Here is a 16,079-nt window from a genome sequence, read left to right as displayed (position 1 = left end):
CGATGGGAGGGACTCATGACACAGGAGATGTGGGACGAGCGGTACTCCGCGCCGCAGCGCGTGTGGTCCGGCAACCCGAACCCTTGGCTCGTGGCGGTGGCCGCCGACATGGAACCAGGAACCGCACTTGATGTGGGTTGTGGCGAAGGAGCCGATGCCATCTGGCTGGCCGAACGCGGCTGGGATGTCACCGGCATCGACTTCTCGGCGGCAGGTCTCGCTCACGCCGCCGAGCAGGCCGAGCAGGCGGGTGTCCCGGTTCACTGGGTGCGCGCCGACCTGACCGAGTGGACGCCGGAGGAACGCTTCGACCTGGTGTCGGTCCAGTTCTTCCACGCCGAGCCGGCGGTACGTCGCGCCGTGCACCGGGCCGCCTGGGCGGCGACGGGGCGAACACTTCTCCTGGTCGGCCACGATGCCAGCCATCCCGGGCCGCCCCCTGCGGAAGTGCGCTACCCGGTGGCAGAGATTCTCGCGGAGCTGGGGCCCGACGCCCACGTGGAGGTTGCCGAGACCCGGACCCGGGGCGACTCGGTCGATGCGGTCGTCGTGGCCCACCGGCGCTCACGATCCTCGGAGTAGCGAGCGTCACCAGCGGGGTGCGATGGCAAGGCGCAGTCGCGACGGCAGTCAGCGGCGTAGTCCACCCAGACGCAGGACTCCCCCTGCCCGGCGCAGCATCGCCGCGGCGGGTAGGTCGGGGATGCCGTCGAGGACCACCGACATCGCGACGAGTCCGCGACCGTCACGCACGCGCAGTCGACGGGCGAGTTCGACGAGGTCGATCCGACCCGCCGCGATGTCCACAAGCAGGCCGGAGGGCCCGAGGACGGCCGGACCCAATTGTTGTTGTTCGTGTTCGCTGTCGGTGACCACCGTGCGCCATCGCCGCGGCGCGGTCCCGGTGCCGGCAGCCACCTCGGGGCTGACGGCCGCGATGGAGGCAGTGGCGTCCAAACGTGCCGCGACAGCACCGGAACTGTCCACCAGCGCCACTACCCCCAAGGCATCGAGTTCGGGGAGGTCCGGTGCTCCCGCGGGTCGCAGGTCCCTCGCGATGACCGCGAGTTGGAAAGAGGCGGCATGGATCATCGTTCCGATCGGTACCGGCCCCAGCGGAGATGGACCGACCAGCCGGGACTCGCCAGCAGCGGCTTCACTGGCCGCCCACTGGCGGACGTGATCCGCCGCGGTGCGGAACGCGTCGCGGATCTCCGTGTCGGACGCGTCGGCGTGGGAGGCACGCAGACGCTGCGAGGCTTGCGATTCCGACTCCGTGGCCGGAGCGCCTGTCTTGGCATCGGCGATCATCTCGCGGATACCCCGGGCATCCGACCACGCTCCGAGGGGGATAAGCAACTCCCGCGCCCGCCGACCACGGGAGCGTGTCGGGCGCTGGAGGTCGATGTCGGAGGCCATGGATTCGAACAGACCCCACGCGCGTTCGATGCGCCGCTGCAGCTCGGGAAAGTCGCTGACCAGGCCGAGTTCGTCGCGATCTGGTCGCAGTTGCTCGGGGATCTCGGAGACGTCAGCGGCCATCGCTACTTCCCGGTGAAGTGGGCGGGACGCCGCTCGTGGAACGACGCGAGCCCTTCCGCGTAGTCAGCACTGGACCACGCTGCCCGGCGTAGGGCGGTCAGGCGCTCGAAGACCTCAGGCGTGATGGGAGAGGCGTCGGTCAGCGCCGCGATCTCGGCCTTGATTGCCTGCACGACCAGCGGTGCCGTCCGCGCGACCTGTGCCGCGAGGTCGGTGGTCACCTCAGCCAAAGTGTGAGCCGGGTCGGCGATGCGGTTGACCAGACCGTACTGCTCAGCGCGCTGCGCCGAGATCGGCTGCGCGGTGAAGAACATCTCCTTGACGACATGCAGCGGAAGGACACCCAGGAAATGGGAAACCCCGGCCGCGTTGTACGGCACCCCCAACTTGGCCGGTGTGATCGCGAAGGTCGCTCCCGGCGTGGCCACCACCATGTCACACGCCGAGACCAGGTCGCAGGCGCCGCCCCAGACCCCGCCTTCCACAGCCGCGATGACGGGGAAGGGGGCGGAGCGAACCGCGCGCAGGAGTTTCTCCAGGGGACTGTTCCACAGCAACGGATCCTGGCCGTCGCCGGGCAATTCATTCACGTCGTGGCCGGCTGACCAGGTCGTCACTCCTGGCGCGGCCCGCAGGACGACCACCCGGCACCTATCCCGTTTGGCTCGGTGGAGCGCCTCGACGAGGTCTCCCGTGAGCTGCCTGCTCAGCGCATTGAGATGCCGCGGGTTGTCCAACTGCAGGGTCGCGATGGGTCCTGGCGTGTCGGATCCTGCGGTGCCGGTGGGCGCTCCGAGGCTCGAGAGCCTTGCGGCGCCGGTAGGCGCTTGGGTGCTGTAAAGCACGGTGGTCATGCCAGCAGTGTCCCCTACCGAGCGAGGCCTCTCACAAAGCGCGTTTGAAGTAGCGCTGCATTCGCGCGTCGGCCTTGCTCCTCAACTCGGACAGTTCGATGGCGGCTTTCTTGGTGAGCTTGTGCGATCCGGCGATGTACGGCGCGGCCGCTTCCGTGTAGGCCGCTTCGGCGCGGCGCCAAGCCTTGTGCGATTTGTCCAAGTCGTCAGACACAAGCGCGAGCGTAGGCACTTCCCGACCGGCTGCGGCGCACGCTACGCCCAGAATGTCGCGTTCCGGTGGCTCGTATGCCAGATGTTCACCTGGCGTTCAATGATCCGAGTCGGCACCCGCCTTGGCGGGGCGAGGCAGGGGATCGGGCTTCGCGAGCGCGTCGGTCGGCGCGGAACCATATCGTCCCGGCCCGCGTGGCTCCAGCGCGTGGAGCCATGCCATGGTCATTCCGTACGTCTTGGCGGCGACCTCGGTGGCGGTACTGAAGTCATCCGGTTTCATGCGCATCGGCCACGGTCCCGGCAAATACAACACTGTGCGGTCGGTGACCCTTTCGAGGTCACGACGAACCTGTTGGGCGGCCATGATCGCCGCGGTCCGCAACATGCGACCGCCGTAGGTGTCTTCTCGCTGGGGAGGCATCAGTGTGAACCCGCAGTCGAGGACCACGATGGTCCGCGCCCCAAGACCCGCCGCCACGCCGATCGGGACGTTGGCGACCAGACCACCATCGACGAGTCGACGACCGTTTCGTTCCACCTCCGGGAAGACAAGTGGGATAGCCGCACTGGCGAGCAGAGCGGTTACGAGATCCCCCTCGTCCAGCGCGACGGCCCGGCCCGTGTCGAAGTCGGTGGCCATGGCCGTGTGCGGGACGGCCAGGTCGGAGAAGTCGCGGGCAGGAAGGGCCCGCTCAATGAACTCCCGCAACCCGTCGTTGCCGACCACCGACGGCTTGCCGGTGGCCAGGTTCATGGCCTTGGCCACCGTCGTCCCGAAGATCTCCTGCCGCGTGACGGTCTGCCACAGCTCAGCCAGTCGCGCCGGTGCCGCCTCGGGATCGTCGGCCACAATCGCACCGTTCAGCGACCCAACGGAGGTGCCCACGATGAGATCCGGCGTGAGGTCTGTCTTGGCCAGGGCACGGATGTGACCCACCTGGGTGGAGCCGAAGGCGGCACCACCGGCCAGGACGTAGGCGACCGGCCGCGGAAGGGACGCGGCGATCTCGATCTCAGCCATGATCCTCCCCTGACGTCCTGCCGGACTTCGGCCAGTTCGGCCGCTTCGGTTCGTTCGGCCCGTGCCGCACCACTCCCGTGCCGCACCACTGTGGCAAAGACGGCCCGCGGAAGCCCGTTGACCGGGAACCGATCACAGGCGGGCGGCGTCAGTACAGTGGAGGCTCACAAGGAGGCCCCGTTGCCCACTCTCCGCACACCCGTGATTCTGGTCACCTGTCTCGCTCTGTCCCTCCCGGTCACCGCTGCGGTGGCGTCGGCAGCCGAAACCGCACCGGCGGAGCCGACCGCCACCACTACCACCACCGTCTCCGCCACAGACAGCCTCGACTGGGGGAGGTGTCGTAATCGCGCACTGTCGCTCAGCGGTGCGAGGTGCGCCACTCTGCGCGTCCCGATGGACCGGACCGATCCGAGTGGCCCCACCGTGAGCCTGGCACTGTCGCGAATTCGACACACGTCCTCGGAGGCGGACTACCGCGGTGTCATGCTGCTGAACCCCGGGGGACCGGGCGGCGCGGGACTGACGATGTCGCTGGTGAACGAGTCCCTGCCCAGCCGGGTGAGCCGCCGCTACGACTGGATCGGGTTCGATCCTCGCGGCGTCGGGGCCAGTCGGCCCCGGGTGACCTGCGACAGCGACTACTTCGGCTTCGATCGCCCGAACTACTTCCCACGACCCCAACGGATTCTGGACAAGTGGTTGCGCCGCTCGGAGAACTACGCCGACGACTGCCGCCGCAACGGTGCCATCCTCGACCACATCCGCACCACCGACTCGGTGGCGGACATGGAGTCCATCCGGATGGCACTCGGAGTGGAGACCATCAACTACTTCGGCTTCTCGTACGGCACCTACCTGGGTCAGGTCTACGCGACACAGCACCCCGAGCGGGTCGACCGGATGATCTTCGACTCCAACGTCGATCCCGAGGGCGTGTTCTACCAGGTCAACCTCGACCAGGACATCGCCATGCAGAAGGTCCTGAACAAGTGGTTCAGTTGGATCGCGGACAAACACAACACGTACCGACTGGGCAAGACCCGCAAGGCCGTCACGAAGCGATACCTACAGATCGAGAACGCCTTGGATGACAAGCCGGCCAAGGGCAAGGTCGGACCGTCGGAGTGGACCGACATCTTCAACCAGGTGACCTATTCCGAATCGTTCTGGTCGCCGATGGCATCTCTGTTCTCGAACTACGCCCGACGCAAGAACGGTGGTGCCCTCGTCCAGGCGTACAAGGGCACTGTCGGTTTCGGCGATGACAACGGGTTCGCCGTCTACTTGGCCGTTCAGTGCACCGATGCTCCATGGCCGACTGCGTGGTCCACCTGGTCTCGGGACAACTGGGCCACCTATCAGAAGGCTCCCCAGGTCGCGTGGATGAACGCGTGGTTCAACGCCCCCTGCCGCACCTGGCCCGCCAGCCCTGGCCCGCGGGTGGACGTCGATGGCACAGCCGTGCCGCCCATCCTTCTGGTCAGCGGCACGCATGACGGGGCCACTCCGTTCAGCGGCAGTTTGACGGTGCGCCGGCTGTTCCCCCGCTCGGCCCTGGTGGAGATCAAGGGCGGCGCCACACACGCCGACAGTCTGGGCAACTCCTGCACCCGCAACTGGATCACTCGCTACCTGTCGTCGGGGGACCTGCCGACCCGCAAGAAGGGCAACCGGGCGGACGCCACATGTCGCTCGACGAGCCGACCCACGAGCGTCTCGAGCAGCCGGCACGAGTTCCCGAAGTTCATCGGACCACGTCAACCACGCCTCTGATTGCATCCGGGCCCAGCCCGCAGCAGCCACCGACCAGCGCAGCGCCGGCAGCGAGCCAGTCCTGGATCGCCTCTGGCGGGAACACGTCCGCGCCCTCACCGCGCCAGACGGAGGCCTGACCGTCCCAGACTCGACCGGCGTTGGGATACACGACGACGGGCAGATCCGCAGCGGTCCTGCGGATACGGCCGATCAACTCCTCGATGTGTTCGGGGGCAGTGCAGTTGACGCCTATCGCGGCCACTGAATCCGCCTCCGCGACCAGTTCGGCCGCCCGCTCGATCGGTTGACCGGCACACGTGGTGGCACTGTCAGCGCACGAGAACGACAGCCAAGTGGGCAGCCCGCCACCCGCGGCATCGAGTGCCGCGACGATCGCGCGGGCCTCGTCGATGTCGGGGACAGTCTCGACTGCGAGCAGATCCGGCTCCGCTGCCACGAGCACCGCGATGCGTTCGGAATGGAATGCCACGAGGTCCTCATGTGGCACCCCATAGTTCCCGCGGTACTCCGATCCGTCATGCAAAGTGGCGCCGTAGGGCCCGACCGACGCAGCCACCAGCATGGGCTGGTCGGCGCCATCCCCGCGGGCCAGTTCCCGTCCCCGCCGCACCAGATCGACCGACAGCGCGAGCAGTTCGTCGGCCTGCTCCTCACTGCGCCCGTGCCGGACGAAACCGGCCCGGGACGCCTGATACGAAGCGGACACACCCACGGTGGCTCCGGCGGCGAAGTAGGCGCGGTGGACGTCCACGATCGCCTGGGGGTCGTCGGCAAGCAGCCGCGCAGACCACAAAGTACCCGTGAGATCGTGGCCGCGAGCCTCCAGCTCGGATGCCAGGCCACCGTCGATCGCCACCGGCATCGCAGCCAAGAGTTCGTCCCACCGGGTCATGGCTTGACCGTACCCTCGCAGGGTGACCGACTCGACCTCTGCCACGGCGACCCTCTCGAGGCTCGCGTGATGGCCGATCCAGCGCCTGTGCACGCCGCCGCGCAGCTGCTGTCCGACGCTGCTCATGTCTTTGTCCTGGCTGGGGCAGGGATGGGAACCGAGTCAGGCATCCCGGACTTCCGGGGTCCAGACGGACTGTGGACCCGCAACCCACAGGCACAACGAATGTTCGACCTTGACGCCTACCGGGCGGATGCGCAGCTGCGCAGTGATGCGTGGCGGATGCGGATGGCCAGTGAGATCCGCACCTCCCGACCGAACGCCGGACACGGCTCTATCGCGGCCTGGGAGGGCAAGCGGCGGGTGACGGTGGCGACCCAGAACATCGACGGCCTGCAGCAGCGTGCCGGCAGCTCTGAGGTCCTGGAACTGCACGGCTCGTATTGGGAGTCGATGTGCCTGGACTGCGACGATCGCCGGCCGATCTCGGAGGTGTTCGCCCGGGTGGAGTCCGGCGATCCGGACCCCACCTGTGAGGACTGCGGCGGGATACTCAAGACCGGGACGGTCGCTTTCGGTCAGGCACTCCCCATCCAGACCTGGACTGCCGCCCAGGAGGCGGCGATGGCCTGTGACATCGCCTTCGCGATCGGGTCGACGTTAACGGTGCAACCGGCAGCTTCTCTCGCCACTTTGGCCGTGCAGGGCGGCTCCCCGCTGGTTGTGATCAACGGCGATCCGACGCATGCCGACGCCGGGGCGGATGTCGTCATCCACGATCGCATCGGACCGACGTTGACCTTGATCACGCAGGCGCTTGCCGACCGATGACCAAACGTTCCCTGCGCCCCGGCCTTTCCGCGGACCCGTATCATCGAGCGACAGGAGGAACCGTGGACCGTCGATCGTTTCTGGTGGCCGCGGCGTTGGGCCCCATGGCTGCCGCGTGGGGCTCGCGCGCCGACGTCGCCCCTGCAGCTGCCAGTGGTGTCGAGGTGATCGGCCGCTCGGCATGGGGCGCCCGCCCTGTCCGCGACGGACTTCGACGCCACTCGCTCGAGCGCATCACCCTGCATCATTCGGGCGTTCGACTGACGGACAACACTCTCGGCCCGGCTCGAGTGCGTCAGCACCAGCAATGGCATCTGTCCATCGGGCACCCGGACATCGACTACCACTATCTGATCGACCGACGGGGAAACATCTACCAAGGCCGCGACGCGAGATTCCGGGGCGACACCCAAACCGAGTACGACCCGACGGGCCACCTCCTCATCTGCTGCGAGGGTGACTACCAGACCCAACGGCCCCCCGCGGCGATGATGACGTCCGTCGCCCGCCTCATGGCAGCGGCTGCCGACCGTTGGGGACTTGATCCCAGCACCATCGCGGGACACCGCAACTACTCAGATCAGACCGCGTGCCCCGGCAGTCGACTGCAGCAGATCATCCGAGACGATCGTCTGACCGAGCGGGTGGAGGCGCTGCTCGCGCGCGGTGACGCCTCGATGCGCACGCTGCCCGCTGCCGAGGGTCGCGCCCGAGTGCGCCGGATCGAGTCCGGCGGCTGAGCCGCCGGCGTTTCCCGTATACCCCTTGGGGTACACCCGAGTGGACGCTGTGGAGGGTTTCATGCGGATTCTGGTCGTCGGTGGTGTGGCTGGGGGGATGAGTTTCGCTGCTCGCGCCCGACGCTTGGACGAGTCGGCGGAGATCGTGGTTTTCGAACGTGACCCGTATGTCTCCTTCGCCAACTGTGGCCTGCCCTACTACGTGGCCGGTGAGATCAGCCGCCGCGAGGACCTGTTGCTGCACACTCCGCAGACACTGGCGGAGTCGCTGAATCTGGACGTCCGGATCGGCCATGAGGTAGTCGGTATTGATCGCGAGTCCCGCACGATCACTGTTCGATCAGCGACCGGCACGCAGGTCGAACCGTATGACGTGCTGGTACTCAGCACGGGCGCCGCCCCGATCGTCCCCCCCATCGAAGGCCTGGATCAGGCCGCCGTGCGCTCGCGCACCCACGTGCTGCGTTCGGTACCCGATGTGGACGCGATCGCGACTTTGGTCGACGGCGGCGCACGGACCGCCGCGATTTTGGGGGCAGGGTTCATCGGGCTGGAGATGGCCGAGGCGCTCGTTCATCGCGGAGTCACTGTCACGTTGGTGGACCTGGCCGATCAAGTCCTGTCACCGCTGGACCCGGAGATGGCTCGAACCGTGCAATCGGAACTAGCGCGGGCCGGAGTCGATGTCCGACTGGGAGTGAGCGCAACATCCATCGACGCCGCGGATGTGACGCTGTCCGATGGTTCCCGCATCGCCGCGGACCTGGTCGTGTTGGCCATTGGGGTCCGTCCCGAGAGCGACCTGGCCGCCGCCGCCGGCCTGGAACTGGGCGTGCGTGATGCCATCCGGGTCGATGAACACAGCCTGACCAGCGATCCGCACATCTACGCGGTCGGCGACTCCGTGGAGGTGACGAACGCGGTCACGGACCAGGTGGGTGTCGTCCCCCTCGCCGGCTTGGCGAATCGTCAAGGCCGTGCGGCGGCGGACCACTTGTTCGGACGACAGGACCATCGCCCGCCGGCACTGGGCACTGCCATCGTTCGCGTCTTCACAGTGACGGCGGCGACCACGGGGGCGTCGGAGAAGGTTCTGACGGCACAGGGCGTCCCGCATCACAAGGTGTATCTGCATCCGAACGACCATGCCGGGTACTACCCAGGCGCCTCCGCCATCCATTTCAAGTTGCTCTTCTCTCCCGACGGCAGAGTCCTGGGCGCTCAAGGAGTCGGCCGATCGGGAGTCGACAAACGCATCGACGTGATCGCCACCGCGATCAGGGCCGGAATGAACGTCGACGACCTCGCGGAACTGGAACTCGCCTATGCGCCGCCCTTCGGCTCGGCAAAAGACCCGATCAACATGGCCGGTTTCATGGCCCAGAACCTGCTTCGCGGTGATGTGACGTTCTGGTACGGGGAGGATCTCCCCATGCTGCCCCCCGCATCCGTGCTGCTGGATGTCCGCACCCCTCGCGAACACGCCCGCAGCGCCCTCGCCGACAGCATCAACATCCCCCACACGGAACTTCGGGAGCGTCTCGACGAGATCCCCACCGGCCGGCCGGTCTACGCCTACTGCGCGAGTGGATTCCGGTCCTACCTGGCGGCTCGGGTACTCACCCAGCGCGGATTCGAAGCGGCGACCTTGGCCGGCGGTATGGCCACCATGAAGGCGTGGCTGAAGATCGAGCGCGAGAGCGCGGAGTAAGCCCGTGGGTCGGCGCGTCGGCGCGTCGGCGCCTCGGTGCAGGGGGGGTGAGTAGGGACGCAGTCACGCCCCCCGGCAGTCAGGTCGCCAGGTCGGCGAATGCGGCGGCGAGCAAGTCGGTCAACTGCCCGGCCAGCGGTGCCAACTCGTCAGTGCCCGTCGCCTGCACCAGCAACTGGGGGTCGAGTGTCGAGATCTCGACGGCTCCGCCTTCTTCGCGTACTACGACATTGCAGGGCAGCAGTGTCGCGACGGAAGGATCGACCCCGAGGGCTTGGTGTGCGAAGTTCGGGTTGCAGGCCCCGAGGATCACGAACGGCGCATACTCCTCCCCCAACTTGTTCTTCATGGTCGCCTGCATGTCGATCTCGGTGATGACACCGAATCCCTGGCGGGCGAGCACTTCGCGGGTCGCGGCGAGCGCTTCGTCGAACGGTTGGTCCACAGTGATCGATGTTCCGAAAGCCATGTCCTCACGCTACGCGAGTCCGCGGCCAGTGCCCACAGGCCCGGAAGATCGCGACGTAAACTGACCCGGTGACCGACACACCCACCGGATTCTCCGGCACCGATTCCTACCTGACCAACGCCGCTCTCGAGGCCGCGGTTCACGCTGCGCTGGTGCTCGAGAAACCACTGCTCGTGCGCGGCGAACCGGGCACGGGCAAGACCTTGCTGGCCGAGGCGATCGCCGAGGCCGAGGGCCTGGACCTGATCACCTGGCACATCAAGTCCACCACCCGCGCACAGGACGGTTTGTATCACTACGACACCGTGCAGCGGCTCTACGACAGTAGGTTCGGCGACCATGACGTTCGCGATATCCGTGAGTACATCCACATGGGTCCGGTGGGGCGCGCGTTCCAATCCGAGCGCCGAGCGGTGCTGCTGATCGACGAGATCGACAAGGCAGACATCGAGTTCCCGAACGACTTGCTGCACGAGCTGGATCGCATGCGATTCACCGTGGCCGAGACCGGCGACGTCGTTGCTGCCCGCCGGCGACCCATCGTCGTGATCACCTCTAATGCCGAGAAGGAATTGCCCGATGCGTTCCTACGCCGCTGTGTGTTCCACTTCATCGACTTCCCCGACCGGGATCTGATGAGCCGCATCGTCGAGGTGCACCATCCCGGCCTCGACGAGCAACTGCTGCAAAACGCCCTTGACGTGTTCTACGGAGTTCGCGACATGGACCGGCTGCGCAAACGCCCCAGCACCAGCGAGTTGATCGACTGGATCGCGATGCTGCAGTCCATGGGGGTCACGGAAGTCACCCAAGACGCAAACACGCCCTTCCTCGGCACGCTGCTGAAGAAGGAACAGGATCTGCGGACCTTTGACGACGATGCCAACGGCCGCAACCGACGCCGCTTCATGTGATGACCGACCGCACCCGCCCCTTCTTCGTTCCGCTGATCTACCGGCTGCGTCAGCTCGGGGTTCCCGTCGGGGCGCAGGAAGCGGTTGCACTGGCCGATGCCCTGGAAGCCGGGCTGCACAACGAATCGCTGGACGGCTACTACTTCTTGGCCCGCTCGATCCTGATCCACCACGAAGGGCATCTGGACGCGTTCGATCGGGCGTTCCTGGCGGAGTACAAGGGAATCGACGACGCAGCCCTTACCCTCACTGACGAACTGCGGCAGTGGCTCGACGAAGCTCGCGCGGAACTGGCGGAGTTGGGCATCGATGAACAGGAGTTCATCGATTCGATCGACATCGACGAATTGCGCGAGTTGTTCGAGCAGCGCAAACGGGAACAGACCGAACGCCATGACGGGGGTGATACGTGGATCGGCACGTCGGGTACGTCACCGTTCGGAGAAGCGGGGTTCGCGCCCGGTGGGATCAGCACCGGCAGTTCGGGGGGTGGTCGCATGGCGTTCCACACCGCTGATGCCCGGCAATACCAGGGCTACCGTTCCGACGTCGTGCTGGACATCCGCCAGATGGAGGTCGCGCTTCGTCGCCTGCGGGCATTCGTCCGCGAGGGAGCCGACGTCGAACTCGACATCGAACGCACCATCGATGCGACTGCTCGGAATGCCGGCGAGATCGAAGTCGTGGTCCGGCCCCCGAGCAGACCCAATACGCATGTGATCCTGCTGATCGACGTGGGTGGATCGATGTACCCCTACAGCAGCCTCATGTCCCAGTTGTTCAGCGCCACCCGCAAGGCCACGCACTTCAAGGAACTGCGCACGCACTACTTCCACAACCTGCCCTACGGCAAGGTCTACGACACCGACCACTTCACTGACCCGATCTGGCTGCACGATCTCATGCGGCAGTGCGGCAGCCACTACAAACTGATCGTCGTCGGCGATGCCTACATGGCGCCCTACGAACTGGGGCAGCGTGGCCAGATCGCCCCGGACGACCGGACCGGAGTGTCCGGCCTCGAGTGGCTGCGGATGCTCCGGCACCACTTTCCGTCCAGCGTGTGGCTGAATCCGGAGCCCCAATCACGCTGGTCGGGATCGACGATCGACGTCATCGCCTCGGTGATCGACATGTACCCACTCACCGTCAACGGCCTGACCGAGTCGATGAACCACTTGCGCCGCACCGCTTGACGGTCATGCCCGACGAGGGGCCTTCTTGCCGGGCGAGCGCCGACCGGGTGAGACAAAGACCGCCTCGGGAGACTGCTGGACTTCAGTCGTGGGGCTGCGCCCAGGGTCAGCTCTGACTGAGCCGGGCGACGGATTCCCCGCCCAGCATGAGGTGAGTCTCGGCCAACCAGCTGGGAATCTGGTCAGCAAAGGGGGACTCGCGCACAGCGGCCGCGAAGTCCAACTCGGTCGCATGCGCGGCATTCAAGCCAGGGAACCAGTCCTCGGCGGTGCCGAGCATTCGATACCGGCCTTGCGCGTACTTCTCCATGTCCCAACCGAGTACCAATCCACGCAGCCAGGTGATCACGCGGAGATTGACGAATCCCGGGGCGACCGCGAAGTCGGGCAGTCCTTGCCACAGCTCATCGGGATGGTCGACCCCGGTCGCATCTCGCATGGCGGAATGGAGTCTTTGTTCGATGGCAGCGAGCAACTCGGGGTGCTCCAGCGCCGCGAGCGAATCCGGGACGGGATCGAAGTCCGAGGGCCGGGCCGCCCCGAGACTCAAGGTGTGCACCTGCGGATTGGCCAGGCACCAGGCGTTGTTGAACACCAGCGGATGCAGCGGGGCGCAGAGATCGACCAGTTTCTGCGGTGGCTCATAAAGACGCCCACCCTTGTCAGCCGGGCTGATGATGAACACCCCGATGTCGCGCTGCGTGGCCACATCCAGCGCCGGTTGGTGTCGCTGGGTGATGAAGTACCAGTGCAGGTTGACGTAGTCGAATCCTCCGTCGCCCTCATGTTCCAGGGCTGACGTGATCAGGTCGGTGGTTCCGTGCGTCGAGAAGCCGACCGAACCGACCTGCCCGCGCTGCTGCAGTTCGCGGGCGGCAGCGAGGCAGCCATTCGGACGCACCGCCCACCAGAACTTCTCCCAAGTATTGACGCCATGCAGAGCGAGCAGATCCACTCGGTCGGTGTTCAGTCGACGCAGTGACTCACGGACATGATCCAAGAAGACGGTCGGATCGGGCTGAGGACTGATCTTGGTCTGCAAGATGAGGGCGTCGCGATCCAACTCCGGCAGCAACATGCCGAGTTGACGCTCGGAGGTGCCGTACCCACGTGCAGTTTCGATGTGGTTGATGCCCAACTCGAGTCCGGTGCGAACAGTGTCGGCCAGCGCGGCTTGGGCGCTCGGGTCGATCTCTTGTCCGGTGTCGCGCCAGCTGCTCTGGAACCGCATTCCTCCGCAGCTGAAGACCGGCATGTCCAGGCCGGTACGGCCGAAGCGACGAGTGATCACAAGTGCCATTATCTCCGCCTCGGCGGGGATCAGCCCTGCTGAGCCTTGATCCACCCGCGCGACGCGGCGCGCTTTGGGCTAGTCCTCGGCCAGCGGGACGGGCGTTTCCGAGAACCCTTTCCGAGTCATGGTTCCCCACCCTGTCTTGCGGAACACCATGAGGAGGAGCGCCTTCGCTCGGACCCAGGCCAGGTACTGGCGATACCCGAAACTCTCGAAGAAGGTGATCGACACCATGTACCAGAGATCGCGCCAACTGGGGTAACGGGCGAACGCGCGCTGTTCGATGACGATGACCAACAGGGTGAGGACAACTCCGGTGGTCAGGCTGATCAGGGTGATCAGGAGAACGAGTTCGGTCCACAACCAGCCGAATATGAAGCCCAGCACCACATAGGCGTACCCCGCCAGTTCGATGACAGGCCCAAGAAGCTCCACGATCAGGAAGAACGGCAGCGTGATCATTCCCATGCGGCCGTACTTCGGATTGAACATCATCTCCTTGTGTCTCCAGAGGAGTTGCGCCAGGCCACGCTGCCACCGATCCCGTTGACTGGAGAGGATCTTCGCGTTGACCGGAACCTCCGTCCAGCAAATCGGGTCCGGATGAAAGGCGATGCGGTACGGGATCTTGTGATCTCGGTGGAACTTGTCCAAACGCAGCACGAGCTCGGCATCTTCGCCCACGGTGTCTGTGTCGTACCCGCCGACCTTGAGCAGGGTCTCCCGTTTGAAGACGCCGAACGCTCCCGAAATGATGAGAAGACATCGGGCGGTGGACCACCCGATCCGTGATCCGAGGAATGCGCGCAGATACTCGACTATCTGGACGTTGGGAAGGAAGCCTCGTGGTGTGCTGACGTTGGTGAGCCGCCCCTTCTGGACTGTTGAGCCATTGGCGACGCGAACGATCCCCCCGATGGCGACAGTGGTCGGGTCCGCCTCGAACTCGAAGACGATACGGGCCAGCGCCCATTCGTCGAGCAGGGTGTCCGCGTCAAGGCAGCACACCAGTGGATACCGTGCATAGTTGATCCCCGTGTTCAGGGCGTCTGCCTTTCCTCCATTCACCTTGTCGATGAGGACTATCCGAGAATCCTTGGTGCTCATGTAGGTCCCGACAACCTCCTGCGTGGGGATATGAGCGTTGGCGGTCAAATCGATCTCGACCATCTTGAAAGCATTGACGAGTTGCTCGACCGTCTTGTCCTGTGATCCGTCGTTGATGATGATGATGTTGAAGTTCGCGAAGTTGCTGTAGAGCAGAGTTCCGATCGAATCGACGATGGTGAGTTCCTCGTTATAGGCAGGCACGAGAATCGAGATGGGCGTACTCAGCGGCGATTCCGCGACTTCCTGATAGACGCGCAACGGTCGCCGCTGCACGAAGTCCGACACACCGCGTAGCCCCCAGTAGGTGAGCGCCAGGGACACCACATTCACGTAGGCGTAGTAAAGGAGGAATACCACCGAGAGCGTGAACTGCAGGACGACGAGAACCATTGACCTGATTTCAGGCAGTGACTTCGAGAATGGACAGCTGCTCCGAGGCGCGCCGCGCGGCCAGGGTTCCAGGCGCGCGTTCCCTGACCTCTTCGAGAGCGCGTTTGCCCCTGAGACCCAAGGAGCCCAGTGCGCGTGCGGAGTTCGAGCACACCCACCAAGATGAGTCGAACATCGACTGCACCAGAATGGGCACGCTGCTTCGGTCAGGCAGAGGGATCAAAGCTGTTGCTGCCTGCGCCCTGACATGCGGCGACTCGTCGTTTCTGAGCAAATCCTGGATGAGCGCCAGGGACTCATGTGTACCTCACTGCCCGAGGGCGCGGACGACGTTGATGCGTTCCTCGACGTTTCCCTCCCCCAGCAGGCGTTGCAGGTGGGGCTCGGCGGCCGCATCGCCGAGCAGGCCTAGCGCCCGCGCGAGTCGGGCGTGAAAGTGCTTCTCCCGGGTGCTCTCTGTGATCGGTGTCTGGATCGCCTTGATCAGTTCAGGGAGCGCCCACGGGCCGTTGAACCGCTCCACGACGCGTTCCCACGCCACCTCACCGCGCCTCAGCGCATCGACCAGGATGCTCGCCGAATGGTCGTTCCCGATGAGCCCGAGGACCCGGACCGCAGTCAGGTGGACGTCGGGATCGGCGTCGTGGATCGCCGTGCGGGCGGCGTCCAGTCCCGCGGGTTCCTGGAACAGGTTGAGGATGTAGACACCCATGGCACGATCGGTCGCTTCTGGCAGAGCCAGGAGGCGCTGCGCACGTGCGGCCAGCGGGGTCCCCAGCGGGACGGGAGTGAAGATTTCGTATCCCGAGCGGTTGATGATGTCGATGAGCGCAGTCCGGGTCTCTCGACTGCGCATCGCCTCATCGACCAGCGCCTCGCACTTCTTCTCCGCAACCAAACGGTAGTAGTGGCCGCGCCGTTCGATGATCGCTATCTCGCGACCATCCCGCTGCATCTTGAGCACTGCGATGATGGCGATGACGATGATCGGGACCGCGATGCAGGTGGCGATGATGATGATCTCCCACATGGGCATCACGATCACCTCCCGGATCGCCCGCACAACCAGTGTCCAGAGCGCGCTTTCGCCCATGATGCTCCCTTGCGAGCAGACGTGCAG

At 65.6% G+C, this 16,079-nt stretch carries 16 protein-coding genes; 7 read left to right on the top strand and 9 right to left on the bottom strand.

The genetic code is table 11. The annotated features are described in order from the left end of the window. Window positions 1-15: 15 nt before the first annotated feature. Complete coding sequence (locus V9E98_13915) at window positions 16-582, top strand: class I SAM-dependent methyltransferase (protein ID MEI2718061.1); 567 nt, start codon at window positions 16-18, stop codon at window positions 580-582. A 48-nt stretch (window positions 583-630) separates the two neighbouring features. On the opposite strand, the gene V9E98_13910 is transcribed toward V9E98_13915, so the two are convergent. The 4 genes from V9E98_13910 to V9E98_13895 all read right to left on the bottom strand — a co-directional run bounded on the left by V9E98_13910 (window position 631) and on the right by V9E98_13895 (window position 3,633). Then, window positions 631-1,542 (bottom strand): hypothetical protein, encoded by a 912-nt coding sequence (locus V9E98_13910; protein MEI2718060.1) that lies wholly within the window; start codon window positions 1,540-1,542, stop codon window positions 631-633. Window positions 1,543-1,544: 2 nt separating this feature from the next. After that, entirely contained in the window at window positions 1,545-2,396 is an 852-nt protein-coding gene (gene scpB, locus V9E98_13905) for a methylmalonyl-CoA decarboxylase (protein MEI2718059.1), read from the bottom strand. A 31-nt stretch (window positions 2,397-2,427) separates the two neighbouring features. After that, entirely contained in the window at window positions 2,428-2,610 is a 183-nt protein-coding gene (locus tag V9E98_13900; protein ID MEI2718058.1) for a hypothetical protein, read from the bottom strand. Between the two features lie 96 nt (window positions 2,611-2,706). Next, window positions 2,707-3,633 (bottom strand): patatin-like phospholipase family protein, encoded by a 927-nt coding sequence (locus V9E98_13895; GenBank protein ID MEI2718057.1) that lies wholly within the window; start codon window positions 3,631-3,633, stop codon window positions 2,707-2,709. Between the two features lie 180 nt (window positions 3,634-3,813). Between V9E98_13895 and V9E98_13890 the strand changes: the two genes are divergently transcribed. Continuing rightward, a complete protein-coding gene (locus V9E98_13890; protein ID MEI2718056.1) occupies window positions 3,814-5,409 on the top strand; it encodes an alpha/beta fold hydrolase in 1,596 nt (531 codons plus the stop codon). Here V9E98_13890 and mmuM read toward each other — a convergent pair. Beyond that, window positions 5,381-6,304: a homocysteine S-methyltransferase gene (gene mmuM, locus V9E98_13885; protein MEI2718055.1), complete on the bottom strand. Its 924-nt coding sequence runs from the start codon at window positions 6,302-6,304 to the stop codon at window positions 5,381-5,383. The two genes, V9E98_13890 and mmuM, sit on opposite strands and share 29 nt — an antisense overlap. Before the next feature lie 69 nt (window positions 6,305-6,373). Here mmuM and V9E98_13880 point away from each other — a divergent pair, with 69 nt between their 5' ends. The 3 genes from V9E98_13880 (at window position 6,374) to V9E98_13870 (ending at window position 9,586) form a co-directional block, all read left to right on the top strand. Further along, complete coding sequence (locus V9E98_13880; protein ID MEI2718054.1) at window positions 6,374-7,135, top strand: Sir2 family NAD-dependent protein deacetylase; 762 nt, start codon at window positions 6,374-6,376, stop codon at window positions 7,133-7,135. A gap of 62 nt (window positions 7,136-7,197) precedes the next feature. Beyond that, complete coding sequence (locus V9E98_13875) at window positions 7,198-7,875, top strand: peptidoglycan recognition family protein (GenBank protein MEI2718053.1); 678 nt, start codon at window positions 7,198-7,200, stop codon at window positions 7,873-7,875. Between the two features lie 61 nt (window positions 7,876-7,936). Next, a complete protein-coding gene (locus tag V9E98_13870) occupies window positions 7,937-9,586 on the top strand; it encodes an FAD-dependent oxidoreductase (protein ID MEI2718052.1) in 1,650 nt (549 codons plus the stop codon). 79 nt (window positions 9,587-9,665) lie between these two features. Here the strand turns inward: V9E98_13870 and V9E98_13865 are convergent, their stop codons facing one another. After that, on the bottom strand, window positions 9,666-10,055 hold the full coding sequence (locus V9E98_13865; GenBank protein MEI2718051.1) for a DUF302 domain-containing protein: 390 nt from the start codon (window positions 10,053-10,055) through the stop codon (window positions 9,666-9,668). 68 nt (window positions 10,056-10,123) lie between these two features. On the opposite strand from V9E98_13865, the gene V9E98_13860 reads away from it, so the two are divergent. Further along, window positions 10,124-10,969 (top strand): MoxR family ATPase, encoded by an 846-nt coding sequence (locus tag V9E98_13860; GenBank protein ID MEI2718050.1) that lies wholly within the window; start codon window positions 10,124-10,126, stop codon window positions 10,967-10,969. Beyond that, window positions 10,969-12,165 carry a VWA domain-containing protein gene (locus V9E98_13855; protein ID MEI2718049.1) on the top strand — a complete coding sequence of 399 codons (1,197 nt, stop codon included), beginning with the start codon at window positions 10,969-10,971 and terminating at the stop codon, window positions 12,163-12,165. Before V9E98_13860 ends, V9E98_13855 begins: the two co-directional genes overlap by 1 nt. Window positions 12,166-12,271: 106 nt before the next feature. Here the strand turns inward: V9E98_13855 and V9E98_13850 are convergent, their stop codons facing one another. The 3 genes from V9E98_13850 to V9E98_13840 all read right to left on the bottom strand — a co-directional run bounded on the left by V9E98_13850 (window position 12,272) and on the right by V9E98_13840 (window position 16,052). Continuing rightward, window positions 12,272-13,456, bottom strand: a complete 1,185-nt coding sequence (locus V9E98_13850) for an aldo/keto reductase (protein MEI2718048.1) — start codon at window positions 13,454-13,456, stop codon at window positions 12,272-12,274. Window positions 13,457-13,534: 78 nt separating this feature from the next. Continuing rightward, complete coding sequence (locus tag V9E98_13845; protein MEI2718047.1) at window positions 13,535-14,959, bottom strand: glycosyltransferase; 1,425 nt, start codon at window positions 14,957-14,959, stop codon at window positions 13,535-13,537. A gap of 307 nt (window positions 14,960-15,266) precedes the next feature. Then, the gene (locus V9E98_13840; protein ID MEI2718046.1) at window positions 15,267-16,052 is read right to left on the bottom strand and encodes a HEAT repeat domain-containing protein; all 786 of its coding nucleotides are present in this window, start codon (window positions 16,050-16,052) and stop codon (window positions 15,267-15,269) included. Between the last annotated feature and the right edge of the window lie 27 nt (window positions 16,053-16,079).

The organism is Candidatus Nanopelagicales bacterium (assembly GCA_037045355.1).
Classification (GTDB): Bacteria; Actinomycetota; Actinomycetes; order S36-B12.
This window is presented reverse-complemented; position numbering and strand designations above follow the sequence as displayed.

What these genes read in the sequence shown, in the direction of transcription:
- mmuM (MEI2718055.1), bottom strand. Translation starts at nt 6,304, where the DNA reads ATGACCCGGTGGGACGAACTCTTGGCTGCGATGCCGGTGGCGATCGAC.
- V9E98_13855 (MEI2718049.1), top strand. Translation starts at nt 10,969, where the DNA reads ATGACCGACCGCACCCGCCCCTTCTTCGTTCCGCTGATCTACCGGCTG.
- V9E98_13915 (MEI2718061.1), top strand. Translation starts at nt 16, where the DNA reads ATGACACAGGAGATGTGGGACGAGCGGTACTCCGCGCCGCAGCGCGTG.
- V9E98_13910 (MEI2718060.1), bottom strand. Translation starts at nt 1,542, where the DNA reads ATGGCCGCTGACGTCTCCGAGATCCCCGAGCAACTGCGACCAGATCGC.
- V9E98_13870 (MEI2718052.1), top strand. Translation starts at nt 7,937, where the DNA reads ATGCGGATTCTGGTCGTCGGTGGTGTGGCTGGGGGGATGAGTTTCGCT.
- V9E98_13840 (MEI2718046.1), bottom strand. Translation starts at nt 16,052, where the DNA reads ATGGGCGAAAGCGCGCTCTGGACACTGGTTGTGCGGGCGATCCGGGAG.
- V9E98_13880 (MEI2718054.1), top strand. Translation starts at nt 6,374, where the DNA reads ATGGCCGATCCAGCGCCTGTGCACGCCGCCGCGCAGCTGCTGTCCGAC.
- V9E98_13865 (MEI2718051.1), bottom strand. Translation starts at nt 10,055, where the DNA reads ATGGCTTTCGGAACATCGATCACTGTGGACCAACCGTTCGACGAAGCG.
- scpB (MEI2718059.1), bottom strand. Translation starts at nt 2,396, where the DNA reads ATGACCACCGTGCTTTACAGCACCCAAGCGCCTACCGGCGCCGCAAGG.
- V9E98_13845 (MEI2718047.1), bottom strand. Translation starts at nt 14,959, where the DNA reads ATGGTTCTCGTCGTCCTGCAGTTCACGCTCTCGGTGGTATTCCTCCTT.
- V9E98_13895 (MEI2718057.1), bottom strand. Translation starts at nt 3,633, where the DNA reads ATGGCTGAGATCGAGATCGCCGCGTCCCTTCCGCGGCCGGTCGCCTAC.